The sequence below is a fragment of the Streptomyces sp. NPDC048361 genome, assembly GCF_040651795.1.
Classification (GTDB): domain Bacteria; phylum Actinomycetota; class Actinomycetes; order Streptomycetales; family Streptomycetaceae; genus Streptomyces.
The window spans coordinates 101433-117618 of record NZ_JBEZKW010000008.1 but is presented as its reverse complement, the minus strand read 5'-3'; the positions used below and the strand labels follow the sequence as shown (position 1 = coordinate 117618).

Below are 16186 nucleotides of genomic sequence, written 5' to 3'. Positions count from 1 at the left end.
GCGATCAGACGTGGATCTCCCGCACCACGACCGTGCGTGAGCTGTCCTGGGACGCGTCGTACGAGATCTCGCGCCCGGTCGGCTGCCAGGCCAGCGCGTGGCCGAGAGGTGAGGACGGGGAGACGATGTCGGCCTCCCCGGTGGGGAGTTCGGCGATCGTGTACAGCGTGTCCTCGTCCACCTGGCCGTTGAATTCCAGCCGGAGCAACGCGCCTGGAATCACGATGCCGGGCACCTCTCCTCCTGCGACGCCGACGGAGTCGAGGAAGGTCCGCAAGAAGGCGAGGCGCTTGGTGTACCTGTCGCGCCGCTCGGCCTGGGTCTTCTGGAGGAACACGAGTTGGGCCGCGTCCACTCCGTCCCGGTGCTCGGCGGGAGCGTTGGCCGCCGCCTGCAACTGCTGCACCTCACGCACCAGCCGCTGGAAGGCTCCGGCGGGGATGTCACGGACCGGCAGGGAACCCCGTGGGGCAGGCCCCGTCACCGCGGGCCCCGTCGCTGCGGGCCCCGTCACCGCAGGCCCCGTCACCGCGGGCCCCGTCGCGGCCTCGGATCCGAGTACGTGTCCTGCCGGGCGGGCCGTGTCCACCGGAAATGCGGCGGGCGCCTTTGACACCGCGGTCCCGGTCCCCCGTGCGGGAGCGGTCCCCCTGTCCGCGCTCGGCTCGCTCGCCGCGCCGTCACCGAGTGTGGCGGCGGCCCCGCCGACGACCGCTGCGGGGACCACCGGTGTCCGCCCGACTGCTGCGGGGACCACCGGTGTCCGCCCGACCGCTTCGATGCCCAGCCGTTCCAGCTCGGCCCAGAGCGGGGCCAGTGCCTGCTCGCGGTCGAGGTGGAAGCGACTGCCGCGGATCCGGACGAAGGTCCAGTCGACGCGCTCCAAGTCGCGCTGTCTGGCGGCCGCCGTGGAGGCGTCCTCGCCTTCGGCGAAGGCGTCACCGTCGCAGGCGACCGCGAGACGGCGCGTTCCGCCCTCGACGACCAGGTCGATCGTGTGGCGGCCCACCCGGTAACCCGGACGGACCCGGTGGCCCCGCGCCGTCAGTTCCAGGTACACCCTCTGCTGGAACAGGCTCTCGAACGCCTCGTGCCGGACGTCGGGCAGCACCTCCCTCTCGACCGTGACGACGTCCTCCTCCACGGGACGGGTGAGGTGATCGAGCCACCGTCGGCGCAGGTCGTTCTCGTGGAACTGCTCGACGCGTGCGCTGTGGAACACCCACACCTGGTCCTGGGCGCGCGAGGCCGCCACGTTGATGCGCTGTTCGTAGGTCTTGCCGTTGAAGCCGCCCGGCACCGCTCCCGCGGCGGTGGTCGCCGAGTTGACGAGCGAGATGAACATGACGTGCCGCTCATCGCCCTGGAAGTCCTCGGCGTCACCCACCCGGATGCGCCGCTCCTCGCGCTGCTCGTAGTCGAGCCGTTCGGCGAGCAGGTTCTCCAGCTCCGTCAGATGCCCCTTGCTCGCGCGCAGGCTGATGACGCCCATGGTCTTGCCCGCGTAGGCAGGGTCCGCGCAACAGCGCACGATCGCGTCGACGAGGGCGCGCGCCTCGGCGGTGTTGGCCAGCCGTGCGTTGGTACCGACGGCTTCGCCGGACTCCACGTACACCGTGCGGACCGGCGGCAGCCGATCGGCACCGTACTGCCGCAGTGGCAGCAGATCACGGTTGTAGCACAGGTCGTTGGAGAAGGAGATGATCTCCGGCATGCACCGGAAGTGCTCTTTCAGCATCAGCGTTCCTCGGCCGGCCGAGAGCGCTTCGGTGAGGTCGAAGAAGCTGGACTCGGGCCCGAACAGGCTGCGGACGTCCGGTTCCAGCGTGGTGAGCAGCCGGTCCCTGAGGTGGAAGTACTCGTCCTGCTTGAGGCCGACGGTGGACGGGCTGACCTGCTTGCTGTCGCCGACGACGACCATCCGGTCGGCGATCCAGCTCAACAGCATGGCCTCGAGGCCGGACTGGCTGGCCTCGTCCACGATGACGACGTCGAACAGTCCCGGCCGGTCCATGGGTACGGTCTCGGCGACCTGGTGCAGCGGCATGATCCAGGCGGGCACCGCCGTCTGTGCCTTGCTCAGGGCGGCCTGCGCGTCACGCCGATAGCGGTGCTGGTACTTGCCCTTGATCCGCCGTGCGGCCTGCTGATAGGCGCTGAGCGCCCGGGACTGGTCGCCGGTGAGCAGACCCAGACAGCGGTGCCAGGCACGGGCGGCGGCGAGCCGCGCGAGCATGATGCGGGCCTCGTCGTCCGCCTCCGTCAACCGTCGCCGCAGGGCGCGCTCGGCCTCCGGATCGGTCAACCGCTCCATGCGGTCGCGCCAGGCGGACCAGGCCCAGGCCTCGGTGAGCGAGGGCAGCCGGGCATCCCAGACCGGGTCCGTGTGCGTCGCGGTGATGCGGTCCGCGAGCGCCGGGAACACCGCGCGGACCCGCGCGAGGGCCCCATCCTGCTCTGCGCGCAACCGGGCCGCCTCGCGCACTTCGGCCATCTCCTCGCCGAACGCGCGGTAGCCGTCGACGTCACGGTCGCGCACGGCTCCGTGGGCCCGCACTACGGCGGGTGACACGCCGGGCCGGTCGCTCCAGGCACGCAGCAGTTCCTCGGCGTCCGCGATGACCTTGCGGGACTGTTCGGCGGCGCGCAGGGTGGACGAGGCGCGCAGCAGGGTGCGTACGGCGTTGTCCACCGACGGGTCGTGCCAGGTGGCGACGGCGAGGGCCGGGGAGGTGGCCGCGGCGGTCAGGACCTCCGTGCGGGCATTACCGACGGCGAGCAGCGCGTCGAGCACCTCCGCGTCCTGCCGCAGCCGCGCGAGACGCGGTCCGTGTCCCTGCCAGGCGTCGACGGGGGTGCCCCACTCGGACTCCACCTGCGCCAGACGCAGTTCCAGCTGAACGCGGGCGACGACGACGGCCGACGACGGAACGTCGTCCGGTGCGCGGCCGTCGACGCGTACGTTCTCCGCGAACGCACCGACGGTCTTCGCCAGCTTGGAGCGCATCCCCAGCGAGCCGCGCAGTTTCTGGCCCCTGCCGAGACCGTCGTGCAAGGCGGTGGCCTGGGCGAGCGCCGTAGCCGGGGCGTACTGCTCCAGACCGCTCACCATGGCCGTGCCCAGGATGGCGAGCGAGCTGTCGACGGCCGTCAGCGTGTCGGTGACGGCGGCGCGCCGACTGCGTGCCTGCCAGTCCTGTCCCTCGGTCACCTGCCCCAGGAGCGCCGCCGCCCAGTCACCGGCCGTGGCGGCGAGCGCCGCGGCGCGGGCGCGGGCCGTGGTGAAGGCGTCGAGCGCCGAGGACAGCCGCCGCTGTTCCTCCTCGCCCAGGCTCCTCACCGCCATGTCGTACTCCGCGCACCGCGGGTCCTGACGCGCCGCCGCGTGTGCTTCCTCGGCCGACCGTACGACGCGAACGGCCTCCTCGAAGTCGCCGGCGCCCGGCAGTTCGGAGGGCCCCGGCACGTCGGCCGCGAGGGACTGATGGTGCGGGGTATACGCACGCGTGGTGTGCAGCAGACGCAGCGCTTCGCCGGGGCTCAGTGCGGGCTGTTCCTGGGGAACGGTTCCCAGCCAGTCGTACGATCCCGCTTCCGCGGTGAGCCGTTCGGCGACCTCCTGGAGGCTGCCGCTGTAGTCACCGATCTCCGCGTCGAAGCGGTGCGTCTCCTGTTCGCGCAGGACGGCGAGGTCGCGCAGCATGGCCTGCTGAGCGGCGCGGGCCTTGGCCAGGCGGCCCTGGAGGGTGCGGATCTGGTTCCGGGAAAATCCCTCGTCGTAGCTCGCGTACTCGCCGAGGATCCGCTGTACGGAGGCCTCCAGCTCCCGCTGGGCGGCGGCGCCGTCCTCGGTGCGGCTCACGCACAGGTCGCGGACGGACTCCGGGAGCTTGTCGCGCAGCACCCGCAGAGCCCGCGGGGTGTGGCTGGTGATGAGCACGCGCTTGCCCTGGGCGAGCAGGTCGGTGACCAGGTTCGCGATGGTGTGCGTCTTGCCGGTGCCGGGCGGCCCCTGGACGACCACGAGCCGGTTGGTGCGCAGGCGTTCGGCGATCGTGCGCTGCTCTTCGTTGGCGGGCAGCGCGAAGTACATCTCGTCGCCGCCCGGGGCCGTCCCGTCGTCCTGCGCTGCCGCGAGGTCCGCGGCGGTCAGCGCACCGTCCCGGCCGGCGATGTAGCGGAGCAGGGCGGTGGGCGGCGTGCCCGCGTCGACCTGCCGGGCGATGGCTTTCAGCGCGTCCATGGTGGAGCGGCGACTGCGCTCCCGCAGGACGAGTGCGGGGGCGAGTCCCACCTGCGGGACGTCGAGGCTGCGCGGCTTGGCGCGCTCGACGGTCGGTGCGTAACTCCCGGCGCTGTGCGCGGCGTTGACCCAGCTTCGCAGTGCGGTGTGGACCGCGCCGAGGTGCTCGGGGTCGGTCACGTCCAAGGCGTCTTCCAGCACCTCGACGATCGACTCGCGCACGGCGCCCGGCACGTGCTGGGCGCCTTCGAGCATGCCCTCTTCGAGTTCCAGGCCCGCACCGGTGGGGTCGGGTGCGGCGGTGAGCGTGCCGGTGAACGGGTCGAGGCGGAGAGTGGCGCGGTGTGTGACCAGGTGCCGTTCCACCCTTTGTCCGGTGCTCGTCTGCCAGGTGAGCCGGCCCAGTCCGAGGACGAGTTCGTACGCCTCTCCGAGGCCCGCGGCGTCCTCGTGCATCTTGTGCAGCCGGTCGTACAGCCTGACCAGGGGGTCGATCGCGCGCCGCCGTTGGGCCCAGGCGAGCCACTCCTGTTCCCAGGCGGTGTAGAGCTTCTCGATCTTCTCCCGCTCGGGGTGTTCGTCCAGCTCGTGGTAGGTCTTCTCGAGCGGGATGCCCCGGGACCAGTCGGGGAATTCGGGCTCCACGCGCCTGCGCAGGTGCGGGGCGCGGGTTGCCTTGAAGTCCCGGATACGGGTCTGGTCCACCCAGGGGGCCAGCAGCGGCTCGGGGTGCGGCGCGTCCTCGCGTTCGGGGCGGGCGACCGTCAGCCAGGCCGGGTCGTCGCCCTGGAGAGCGCCGTCGATCATCACCGCTACGCCGTCGCCGTCCGGCAGTTCGTCGAACCACACGGCGCCGGCCGCGCCTTCGAGTGTCCGCACGGGGCGCGATTTCGACTCTTCGGCCTCGGCGAGGAAGCGGAAGATCTGGCGGACCCGAGCGGCGTCCAGACCGTCGGCGACGGCTTCCGGATCCCGTGGTCGGGGGCTCTCCCGCTCGGGCTCCGGGTCCGGCTCCCACTCGGGCTCCGGGTCGGGTTCCGGGTCGGGTTCCGCGAACAACGAGGGCTGTCGCTCACCGAACAGCACGGACTGGTCGAACGCGATCGGCGCCGGGCGCCGGGCGGCCTCCGTGGCCGCGACCGGCGCCGTGCCGAACGTGACACTTCCCCGGTCGCCCGCGGGGAAGCGGACCTCGATGTCCAGGTCACCGGCGGTTCCGGCCGGAATGCTGTACGCCCACGTGGCGGAGACCTTGCGCCCGGCGCGCAGGGTGCCCTCCAGCACGTCGTCGATGACACCGCTGCGGAAGTCCTGCACCTGACGGGCCGTCTTGCCGTACGGCCCTCCCCGCACCAACAGCGTGATCCCGTCGAGCGGGAGGGACTTTCCGGTTCCGTTGCTCAGGGACAGGGTGCAGCGCACCAGGTCGTCACCCTGCCGCTGCCCGTGACAGTCCCCCGCGTCCGCCGGCGCGTGGGGCACGACGTCGCCCACCCGCACATACAGGCCGTCGGCGTACTGGTAGACAGAATCAACGGGCCGCAGCCCGTCGCTCAGCCCGCGCTCATCCTGACTCACACGCCCACCCCACCACTGCTCCTGAGGGCCATCCGGTGACCCGCCCCGTCATCCCGCTCCGACCACCACGAGCCGATCGCAAGGCGCCCCCCGGCGCGCGAACCCGAGTGTGAACTGAGCACACACCGCGAGCGTAGCAGCAAACGCGGGCCATCGACCGGCCAACAAGGTCCTGGGCGGCGCATCCCCCTCTCCGTCCCGGCCATCGGCGGACGCCGACCCCCGGGACGGCATAGATTTAGCGGTCAACTGGCTCGGGTCCGCGGGGGTTTGTACATGAGCGGGCCGGACCTCGCACCCGCCGGGGGTGCCGTAGGAAAGGAGGCGCATGCGCGCCCAGGAGATCACCTTCCTGAAACTCGTCCAGGGGGACAAGCAGTTCCAGGTGCCGCTCTATCAGCGTACGTACAGCTGGCGTGAGGAGCAGCTCCAGCGCTTGTGGGAGGACATCGGGGAACTCGTCGACCAGCATCTGTCCGGGGAGTCGGCCGCGCCGCACTTCCTCGGCTCCGTGGTGCTCGCGCCCGGCCAGATGCAGGCGGGCGGGGTGCAGAGGTGGCTGGTGGTCGACGGACAGCAGCGGTTGACCACGCTGATGCTGGCGTTCACCGCCCTGCGCGACCACCTGAAGGAAGCGGGTGACGCGCGGGGAGTGGACCGGGTGCACCGGCAGCTCCTGGTCAACGAGTTCCACGAGGGCGCGGACCACTACCGGTTGCTGCCCACGCAGGCGGACCGGGACGCGTACACCGCGTGTGTGCAGTCCCGCGCGGACGCCGGGGGAAGCGACAACGTCGGGGCCGCCTACCGCTTCTTCCGTGGCGCGCTCGCCCAGGGCCACGAGGCCGGAGACGCGCGATGGGCCGCCGCGGTGGAGACGGCGCTCAAGGACCTGCTCTCCATCGTGGAGATCACCGCCGAGCCGGGCGACAACGTGTACCGGATCTTCGAGTCGATCAACAACACGGGCGTCGGGCTCAGTCAGAGCGACCTGTTGCGCAACTACGTGTTCATGCTGCTGCCCAAGCGGGGCGAGCGGATCTACCAGGAGCTGTGGCTGCCCATGCAGCAGAGCCTGGGCCCGAGGAACCTCGAACTCCTGGTCTGGCTCGACCTGGTGGTCCGCGGTCACTACAAGACCAAGCAGAGCGAGATCTACCGCGAGCAGCAGAAACGGCTCCAGCCGCTGGCCGGCGACGAGGAGGCGCTGCAGCACGAGGTCGAGCAACTGGCCGAGCGGGCCGGGCGATTCCTGCGCGTCATCGATCCGGCGCGGGAGGCCTCCCCCGCCCTCCGGGACGTCCTGGAGCGGCTCGGTGCCTGGGGTGGCCAGACCCACTATCCCCTGACGTTGCATCTGCTGGACCTTGTGGACGCCGGCAGGACGACGGCGGACGACGCGGCGGAGGCGCTGGGGTACGTCGAGTCCTATCTGGTGCGGCGACTGATCTGTCAGACGCCGACCAACAACCTCAACCGCATCTTCATGGAAGCGCCGAAGGAACTCGAGACCGACCGGCCCGCCGCCGAGGCGGTGCGGCGGTTCCTGTCCGGCCGGCGGCGGCGTTGGCCCAGTGACGAGGAACTGCGCACCGCGATCCGCACCAAACCGTTCTACTGGTCCGGGCGTCCGCCACAGCGCAGCTACATCCTGCGCCGCCTGGAAGAGAGTTACCGCGCTTCCGAGCCCGTGGACTTCGCCAAGGCGTCCCTCAGCGTGGAACACGTGCTGCCGCAGCGCCCCGCTCCCGCGTGGTTCGAGCTGCTCGCCGAGGAGACCGAGCCGAACCAGACCCCGCAGGAACTGCACGACCTGTTGGTGCACACGCTCGGCAACCTGACGCTGACCGGGGACAACGCCAAGCTCTCCAACCATCCCTTCGAGCGCAAGCAGCAGATTCTCGACTCCAGCGCCCTGCGCATGAACCTGGAGATCTCCTCGGCTCCGCGCTGGGGCAGGACGCAGATCCTGGAACGTGCCGAGCGTCTGGCCGACCGCGCCACCGAACTCTGGCCCGGCCCGATCAGCGGGGCCAAGCCGACCGGTGAGGAAGCACCGGGCCGGCTCGAGCTGCGGGCCGCTCTGGTGGCGATGCCGAGCGGTACCTGGACGACGTACGGGGATGTCGCCGAGCTGATCGGCAGCCGCCCGGATTCCGTCCAGGCCGTTCTGGACGCCCACGCGGGTGTGATGGGCGCCCACCGCGTCCTCACCACGGAGGGCAGGGTCTCTCCCTCGTTCCGCTGGGCGGAGGGCGGTGACCGGCCGCCTCCGCAGGAGCTGCTGGCGAGCGAGGGTGTGCGCTTCGACTCGCTCGGGCGGGCTCACCCCGCTCAGCGGCTGTCCGCCGCCGAGCTGGCCACCCTGCTGGGCCGGGACGTGACGCAGCCCTCCGCGCACGATCCGCTGCCCGAGGAGCAGGACACGGCGGCAGCCGAGCGCTTCCGTGCGCAGCTGCGGGAGAACTGGCCCGCCGCATACCCGGGGGTCGAGACGGCCCTCGGGTTCTGGCGCCGTCAGGGCGGCCATGTGACGTACGGCCGCCATGACGAGACGAGCTGTTTCCCCATGCTGGACGTCGGCACCAGCCGGCACCCGCTCCTGATGTGGCCGGTCGGGATCTATCCCGTCACCGGTACGGTCGAGGTGGCCTTCCAGTACCTGAAGACCCGCAGCCCCTTCGACGCCACGGAGCAGCGCCGGGAACTCCTGAACCGTCTCAACAAGATCGACGGCGTGGACCTGCCCGAGGCGAAGCTGGAGCTGCGCCCCTCCTTCTCGATCGGGGTCTTCGCGGAGCACGCCGACGAGATCTGCTCCGTGCTGGACTGGTTCGTCGGGGTGGCCGCGCTGGATCTGGCGCAGCGGGGTTGAGGTGACGTCTTCGGACGGTGGTCGGGGTTGACCCTCGACCTTGTCGAGGGCTCAGAGTCCGGGTGTGGAGAACGACATGCGCAGTATCGGGGAGATGGCCCGGGACGGCGGACTGAGCGTGAGCGCGCTGCGGTTCTACGACCGGGCCGGTGTGCTGGTCCCTGCCTGGGTGGACCCGGTCAGCGGCTACCGCTGGTACGAGCCCGGCCAGCTGGAAGAGGCCCACCTGCTGGCCCGGTTGCGCCGGGCGGGCATGCCGCTGGCCGACATCCGACTGGTGCTGGCCGGGTGGGCCGGCGCCGACACGGAGCTGGTGCGCGGTCTGCTTCAAGCGCATCTGCGCCGTCTCGAGCTGGGGCTGTCCGATGCCCGCAGCGAGTTCTCCACGCTCCGAGCGCTACTCGACCACAGGGAGACAGACCCCATGACCTCGCACCACACCGCCACCGCCATCGCCCGGTTGACCCTGCCTGCGCCGGAACTGGCCGCCGCGCTGGACGCCGTCCGGTTCGCCGCCAGTACCGACACCGAGCTGCCGATGCTCGGCGGAGTCCTGTTCGACGTCGAGGGCGACGGCCTTCATCTCGTGGCCACCGACCGCTACCGGATGGCCGTCGCGCAAGCGTCCACGACCGGCCACGGCGGCCACCGTACGCAGACCGTCGTGCCGCTCCCGCTCGTCGACGCGATGCGGGCGCTGCTGGCCGGTGAGGCGCCCGTCCATCTCACGCTGGACGGCGACCGCGTGACATTGGAGGCCGGTGACCGGCAGACAGCCGGCCGGAGCATCGGCCACGAGTTCCCCGACTACCGTCGCCTCGTGGCCCTCCCGACCGGCCGGAAGGCCCGTGTCGATGCGGCGGAGTTCCGGCGCGCCCTGGAAACCGGCCAGGTCCGCGCGAGCGAGACACGCGAGCAGGACGGCGAGCCGCACGACCTGAGTGTGCTCAGGGTGACGGAGAACGGAACCGTGGTCGTGTGCGACGACGGTGACGACGACCAGGACAACGTGGCCGTCAACCGCGAGTTCCTCCTGGACGCCGTCGCCGCTGGTGCGTGCGGCGAGCTGATCCTGGAACTGGGCGCGCCCACGGCGCCGCTCGCCATCCGACGGCCCGACGACGAGAGCGCCTACTCGCTCCTCATGCCGGTCCGGCTGGAGAACTAGGGGCCGGTCCGGCTGGAGAACTAGGGGCCGGTCCGGCTGGAGGGCTTGGGCCGGTCCGGTTGGAGAATCAGAGCCGGTCCGCTTGGGGAAACCGGAGCCGGTCCGACAGAGCAGCCCCCGGGAACGGCCGGGGGGCGCACCGCCACCTCGGCCCAACTCCCGCACACCCCTGCCCACTTGGGGTGGTGTTGTCCCATACTTCGCCAGTAGGGGCTGGTCCCGTATCTCGTCCGGGGCCGCGGGGATGGGGGACGATCGATGGCCGACGCACGTCTTCAGTGGCTCCAGGAAGCTGTGTCCGAATTCGGCGGCGCCTGCAAGCGGAACCTGCTGGGCCCGGGTGACCGTGAGGCGGCGATCCGCGGCCCGCTGGAGCAGCTGTTCCGGACGATCGCCGTGCACCATGCCCGCCCGGAGATCGGCTGGTACCCCGAGACACGCATCCCGCACCTGGGGGTGCGACCCGACTACGCCGTACGCGTCAACCAGGACGTGATCGGCTACATCGAGGTGAAGCGGCCCGAAAAGAGCATCGATCCCGCATCCTTCACCGGTCACGACAAGAGGCAGTGGGAACGCCTGCGCGACCTCCCCAACCTGCTCTACACCAACGGCACCCACTGGCGGGTGTTCCAGTACGGCGTGCAGATCGGTGCGGAGGTCGTGCTGGCGGGGGCCTTGAAGAGCGCCGGGAAGAAGCTGACAGCCGGTGACCTCGGAGCCTTCGACGCCCTGGCACAGACCGTGCTCTGCTGGGACCCGCCGCGGATCCGTCGTGTCTCGGCGCTCGTCCAGCACATCGCCCCGCTGTGCCGTCTGTTGCGTGAGGCCGTACGGGAACAGTTGCGGGCCGAGACCGGGTCGACCACGGCTGACTCCGCGGCCGACCGCCCTTTCACCGGCCTCCGAAGCGACTGGCGCCGGCTCCCCTTCCCCACCGCGGACGACGCGACGTTCGCCGACGGCTACGCCCAGACGGTCACCTTCGCGCTGCTGCTCGCCCGCACCGAGCACATCCCCGTCACCGACACGAGCTTCCACGAGATCGGCCGCCGGCTCAACGCGGGCCACGCGTTGATGGGCAAGGCCCTCCAACTGCTCACCGACAACGTCAACGAGCGGTTCGACGTGACTTTGAACCTTCTCGCCCGTACCGTCGCGGCCGTCGACTGGGAGACCGTCCGGCAGGGCAACCGGGACGCCTATCTGCACCTGTACGAGTCGTTCCTGTCGGTGTACGACGACAGCCTGCGTCAGCGCAGCGGCTCCTACTACACCCCGCACCAAGTCGTCGAGGAGATGGTCCGGCTCGCCGAGGAGGTACTGCGTACCCGCTTGGGCAAGGCACGCGGCTACGGCGACGAGAGCGTGCACATCGTCGACCCCGCGATGGGCACGGGCACGTATCTGCACACCGTCATCGAGCGGGTGGCGCGCCAGGCGGCGGAGCGACACGGCTACGCCATGGCACCGGACGCGATCGGCCGGCTTGCCCGGCGCCTCTACGGGTTCGAGCTGCAGATGGGCCCGTTCGCCGTCGCCGAACTCCGCGCGGCCGACCTGCTGAAGAAGCACGGCGCCCCGCTCCCGCCGGGCGGGCTCAACCTCCACGTCACGGACACGCTCGACGATCCCTACGTCCAGGAGGAGCAACTCGCCTCGACGTACGCGACCCTCTCCCTGTCACGCGCCCGCGCCAACCACGTCAAGGCCAACGTCCCGGTGACCGTGGTCATCTCCAATCCGCCGTACGACGACAAGGCGGAGAACCGCGGCGGCTGGATCGAGAAACGCGTGAAGGGGCAGGGCCGCCCTCCCCTGGACGACTTCCGGTATCCGGGCAACGGCCGGTACGAGCACGCGCTGAAGAATCTGTACGTCTACTTCTGGCGCTGGGCGACGTGGAAGGTGTTCGACGCCCACGGAGACGACCGGCACGGCGTCGTCTGCTTCATCCGTCCGCGTTCGCCACCGGTCCCGCCGGGCGGGGCATGCGCGACTATCTGCGCAGGACGTGCGACGAGGGCTGGATCATCAACGTGTCGCCGGAGGGGCAGCGCTCGGACGTCGCCACCCGGGTGTTCCCCCATGTCGCCCAGCCGCTGTCGATCTGCGTGTTCGTCCGGCGGGCCGACCACGACCCGGAACGTCCCGCGCGCGTCCACTACCGGGCTCTCCACGGCAAACGGTCGGACAAGTTCGCCCAGCTTCGGGAAGTGAGCCTGGACGACGGGGGCTGGCGGGACGCGCATGCGGGTGGGGTGCGGCCGTTCACTCCGGCGACCTTGTCGGGGTGGGACGACTATCCGGCACTGGATGAGGTCTTCCCGTGGGGGACCCTGGGAATCACGTCGAACAGGTCCTGGGTGCATTCGCCGTCCGCATCGGTTCTGCAGCAGCGTTCGTCCCGTCTGCAGGCAGAGGAGGACCCGGAAGCCAAAGCCCTGCTGTTCAAGGAAACAAGAGACCGCCACCTCGGCAAACGCGTCGTCGGACTGCCAGGATTCCCGCATCCCGACCGAGGCATCGGCGAAGATCCCCGAACCCGCCCGCCGCGTCTGCGAATTGCCCGGCGCAGCTTCGACCGCCAATGGCTCATCGCCGACAACCGGGTCCTCGACTTTCCCCGGCCCGACCTGTGGGAGTCGTTACAGCCGGGGCAGGTGTTTCTCAACCAGCAGAGCAGCCACGAGATCAGCAGCGGTCCCGCGCTGATGGCGACCGCCCTCTTACCGGACACGCATCACTTCAACGGCCGGGGCGGCCGTGTGCACCCCGTCCTCCATCCCGACGGCAGCGCCAACGTTCCCACCGGGTTGCTGCGGTACCTGGCCCGTGCCCTCGGCCTGGACGAGCTGACCGCGCACGATCTCGCCGCCTACGCCGTGGCGATCGCCGGGCACAGCGGCTTCACGGAGCGCTTCACCGAGGAACTGCTCACTCCTGGCGTCCGGTTACCGCTCACCCGCGATCCCGCGCTGTGGAGCGAGGCGGTCCGCGTGGGCCGCGCGTTCCTGTGGGCGGCGACCTACGGCGACGCCGGCGCTCCTCCCGCCGAGCACGGATCCGGGCGGCCGAGCGTAGCCTTTCCTGCGGGAGACCCACGGCAGGTGCGGTACGAAACGGGGATCGGATCCTGCGTTCCCGACACGCTCGGTTACGACGCGGAGACCGCGACCCTGCGGGTGGGTCCGGGAGCCTTCACCGGTGTCCCGCCCGACGTCTGGAACTTCGAAGTCGGCGGCATGAACGTGATCAAGAAGTGGTTCGGCTACCGCAAGGCCTCGCCCGCCAGCCGGAAGACGAGCCCGCTCGACGACATCCACGTCACGTCCTGGCCGAGCGAGTGGACGGAGGAGCTGATCGATCTGCTCTCCGTCCTGCGGCGGCTGGTCGACCTCGCTCCCGCGCAACAGGCGCTCACGACGAAAATCGTGGGAGCACCGGTCGTCACCGTCGCCGACCTCACCTCGGCGGGCGTGCTCCCGCCCCAGCCGGCGGCATCTCGCGCACGGCGTCGTGTCGCCCTGCAATTCGGCGAGCCGGACGCGTCATGAGCGGTCGGCACCCAACTCCTCCGTCGTACAGACGGAGGCCTTCGCCTGTTCCAGGGTCCATGTTCCCTCCGCGAGCCGCCTCAGGGCGAGGCCGGCGAGGCGGGGCGGCACGCCTGCGGCCACCGTGTCGGCAAAAGCGGCCACGGCGCTCAGGCGAGCCGTCAACTCGCCGCATTCCGCGGCGTGCAGGGCCGCCGAGCCGAGCGCAGTGAGCGCGAAGCCGCCCCGATCGTCGCCCTGTCTCTCCACCAGGCCGGACCACACCAGGGCGGGCAGGGCCTCCCGGGTCTCTTCGACGTCGAGGTCGCGGGCGAGGTAGGTCTCCGGTGCCCTTTCGGGAGCCGGGAGGTCACAGAGATCCAGTTCCTGCAACAGGTGTTGTTGAAGCGGCGAGAGCTGACCGCTGGGAACGAGCATGCCTCCAGTATGGCCCGCGTCGTGTGCGACGAGGGGGGCGATCGCCGGAACCGCGCCTGTTCGGCGGGAAGGGGGAGGGGCCCCGCTTCACGCGGATGCCGGGCCCGGGGGCTTGCGGTCACGGACGCGGTCGGGCTCGGGAGGCGTGGCTGACTGCCGACGCTCACTCGGCCTTGTCCGCTGCTCCCTCCTCGCCCCCGCGCAGACGACGCGCTCGCTCTGCGATGCCGTCGGCGAGTCTGCCCTTGACCGTGCCGGCGCGGTCGAGGGTCAGCTTGCCGCGGCTTCTGGCGGCGTCGACGCCCTTGGCCCCAGTCACGAGCGCCTTGTCCCGCACGTCGGTGGCCGCTTCCACCCACCGCCTCGCCTCCGACGACCGCCGGCCGGACTCGATCCCGAGCCGCTCGTGGAAGTCATGAACGCCGATGGCCATCTGGTTACTCGATGCGACCACAGCCGGGGACTTGGCCGGGTGCAGCAGCACCTTGGCGTTGGCCGTGCCGACGACCGCATCCATCCGCGCCACCAACCGCTCGGTACTCCGTGCGATGAGGTCCCGCCGATCCTGCCGTGCCGCCTTCAGTCCGAGACGGTGAGCGTCCAGCTCCTCGGGGGACGCGTCCAGCACCCGGTCGAGTTCGAGTACGGCGATCGCGTCCTGAAGCTGGAAGCACCGAGCCAGCACGGCGAGCCACTCCTGAACCGGGGACTCCGCTTCCCGGACCGTCGAGGCGAGATCACCGATCTTGGACTGCCGCTCCATCTTCTCGGCGATCGCGTCGAGTTGACGCAAGGCGTACACCTGGGTCTCCGCGATCGTGGTCGGCGCGTCCTGCACCTTCGACCACATGATCTCGTCGACCCTGTCCCGCATTTCGCGGATGGTCATGGTCTCGTCGATGACGACGCCCACGCCGATCATGCGGGACAGCACCGTGTCCTTCTGCGCGCGCAGCACGTCGTCGACCTTCGCGTCGATCGTGGCGAGGTAGTCGGTGATCTCGTCCATGCTCTGCTGCATCGCCACCTGCGACATGAGCTTCGCGGCATTGGCGAGGGCCGCCGGGTTGGTCAGAAACGATCGAGGCCCCTTCACAAACTCCACGAAGCCCCTGATCTGGCCCTTCTGCCCCTTCACCACACCGGTGCCGTACCCGCTCTTCGAGCTTTCCCGCAGCCCGTACTTCTTGACAAGCCGCGCCGACTTCGGAGTCAGCTTCACCCAGCGACCGGAGTTCTCAGCCATCTCCGCACCTGCCTGCGCTGCCGCGGCTCCGGCCCCGAGGGCGGACTTGAGCCATTGCGGTCCGAGCTCCCTCGACGACGTCACTCCCTCCGAGACGAGGAAGCGGTCGACATCCGCGGCATTCCCGATGACCACCAGTCCGTCGTCGTCACTGATCAGCTGAATCTCGACGTCCATGGTCCGCTCCTGAGGCGTTTCTCGCAGTTGTGGGTGGTCGGGGTGGGTCGAGGCCGTTCGACGAAGGGAGTGCGGAGTGAGGTGCCGGCCGGGCGAGAGGGCGGGCGGCAGTTGGTCGCCATCAGTATGAGACCCATGCACTCAGTTCACAAGCTCATCGGACATCGGACGTCACTGCCCACTCCGCCCACACGGTCTTCGTGTACGGGTCTCGGACCGTGCTTCCCAGCGGTCGGAGCAGGCCTGAACGAGCAGCAGTCCGCGCCCCGTTGTGTCATCGGCGGGCTGCGCGGGCACGGCCGGTGGCAGGCGTTCCGGGCGGGTGTCGGTCACTTCGACGCGGAAGCGGTCGGGCGCAAGGAGCAGCGCCAGGCGGAAGTCCCGGCCGGGGAGGCTGCCGTGACGGACCGCGTTGGACGCCAGCTCGGCGGTGACGAGAGCTACGGCATGGACTGGGTCGGCGTCGTACGGGAGGCCCGTCCACTCGATGAGTTGCTGGACGGCGAGTTGGCGGGCGAGGCGAGCACCGCGTCTGGTTCCGCTGAAGCGCAGGGCGAGGTGGCGGGTGGGGATGCGTGAAGGCTGTGCCTGCTCGGTGAGGTGATGGTGGGTCACGGTGTCATCGTGCGGGGCGTGCGCCTCGCTGACCAGGCACGACGGCCGTACGTCCCTCTTGTCGTACGGAGTGGGCGAGCCGCCGTGGGTTGGGTTGTACGGGGCTTGTACGGGCGTTGTACGGGTCCGGCGCGTATCCCGGTTCGCGAGCCTCGCGTTGGACATGAACCGGTGGCGAGCGCGGCCGTGGCGGGGAGCCGAGCGGGATGGGAAGGGCGTGGGACTGTGAGGGCGGTACGGGACGCACGAGAAGCGCGGACGGTACGGGGCACGAAGGCCAAGAACGAGGCAGCCGAGCTGCCGGGGGTGT

8 protein-coding genes are annotated in these 16186 nt (G+C 70.5%); 4 read left to right on the top strand and 4 right to left on the bottom strand.

Annotated elements, in window-relative coordinates; all coding sequences use genetic code 11:
• Positions 1 to 4: 4 nt before the first annotated feature.
• Positions 5 to 5821: an AAA domain-containing protein gene (locus tag AB0D31_RS07030; protein WP_362718128.1), complete on the bottom strand. Its 5817-nt coding sequence runs from the start codon at positions 5819 to 5821 to the stop codon at positions 5 to 7.
• A gap of 328 nt (positions 5822 to 6149) precedes the next feature.
• Here AB0D31_RS07030 and AB0D31_RS07025 point away from each other — a divergent pair, with 328 nt between their 5' ends.
• The 4 genes from AB0D31_RS07025 (at position 6150) to AB0D31_RS07010 (ending at position 13421) form a co-directional block, all read left to right on the top strand.
• The gene (locus AB0D31_RS07025) at positions 6150 to 8696 is read left to right on the top strand and encodes a DUF262 domain-containing protein (protein WP_362718125.1); all 2547 of its coding nucleotides are present in this window, start codon (positions 6150 to 6152) and stop codon (positions 8694 to 8696) included.
• Between the two features lie 76 nt (positions 8697 to 8772).
• Positions 8773 to 9864: a MerR family transcriptional regulator gene (locus AB0D31_RS07020; RefSeq protein ID WP_362718122.1), complete on the top strand. Its 1092-nt coding sequence runs from the start codon at positions 8773 to 8775 to the stop codon at positions 9862 to 9864.
• A gap of 258 nt (positions 9865 to 10122) precedes the next feature.
• Positions 10123 to 12084, top strand: a complete 1962-nt coding sequence (locus tag AB0D31_RS07015; RefSeq protein ID WP_362718119.1) for an N-6 DNA methylase — start codon at positions 10123 to 10125, stop codon at positions 12082 to 12084.
• A complete protein-coding gene (locus AB0D31_RS07010; RefSeq protein ID WP_362718116.1) occupies positions 12081 to 13421 on the top strand; it encodes a type ISP restriction/modification enzyme in 1341 nt (446 codons plus the stop codon). The genes AB0D31_RS07015 and AB0D31_RS07010 overlap by 4 nt, the downstream gene beginning before the upstream one ends.
• On the opposite strand, the gene AB0D31_RS07005 is transcribed toward AB0D31_RS07010, so the two are convergent.
• From AB0D31_RS07005 to AB0D31_RS06995, 3 genes are all read right to left on the bottom strand, one after another.
• Positions 13416 to 13838 carry a hypothetical protein gene (locus tag AB0D31_RS07005; protein ID WP_362718113.1) on the bottom strand — a complete coding sequence of 141 codons (423 nt, stop codon included), beginning with the start codon at positions 13836 to 13838 and terminating at the stop codon, positions 13416 to 13418. The genes AB0D31_RS07010 and AB0D31_RS07005 overlap by 6 nt on opposite strands.
• A gap of 163 nt (positions 13839 to 14001) precedes the next feature.
• Positions 14002 to 15261 (bottom strand): hypothetical protein, encoded by a 1260-nt coding sequence (locus tag AB0D31_RS07000; protein WP_362718110.1) that lies wholly within the window; start codon positions 15259 to 15261, stop codon positions 14002 to 14004.
• A 171-nt stretch (positions 15262 to 15432) separates the two neighbouring features.
• Positions 15433 to 15876: an ATP-binding protein gene (locus AB0D31_RS06995; protein ID WP_362718107.1), complete on the bottom strand. Its 444-nt coding sequence runs from the start codon at positions 15874 to 15876 to the stop codon at positions 15433 to 15435.
• Positions 15877 to 16186 lie beyond the last annotated feature (310 nt).

Bases quoted from the DNA above. Each gene is read 5' to 3' on its own strand.
- AB0D31_RS07025 (WP_362718125.1), top strand. From the start codon at position 6,150: ATGCGCGCCCAGGAGATCACCTTCCTGAAACTCGTCCAGGGGGACAAG.
- AB0D31_RS07020 (WP_362718122.1), top strand. From the start codon at position 8,773: ATGCGCAGTATCGGGGAGATGGCCCGGGACGGCGGACTGAGCGTGAGC.
- AB0D31_RS07015 (WP_362718119.1), top strand. From the start codon at position 10,123: ATGGCCGACGCACGTCTTCAGTGGCTCCAGGAAGCTGTGTCCGAATTC.
- AB0D31_RS07005 (WP_362718113.1), bottom strand. From the start codon at position 13,838: ATGCTCGTTCCCAGCGGTCAGCTCTCGCCGCTTCAACAACACCTGTTG.
- AB0D31_RS07000 (WP_362718110.1), bottom strand. From the start codon at position 15,261: ATGGACGTCGAGATTCAGCTGATCAGTGACGACGACGGACTGGTGGTC.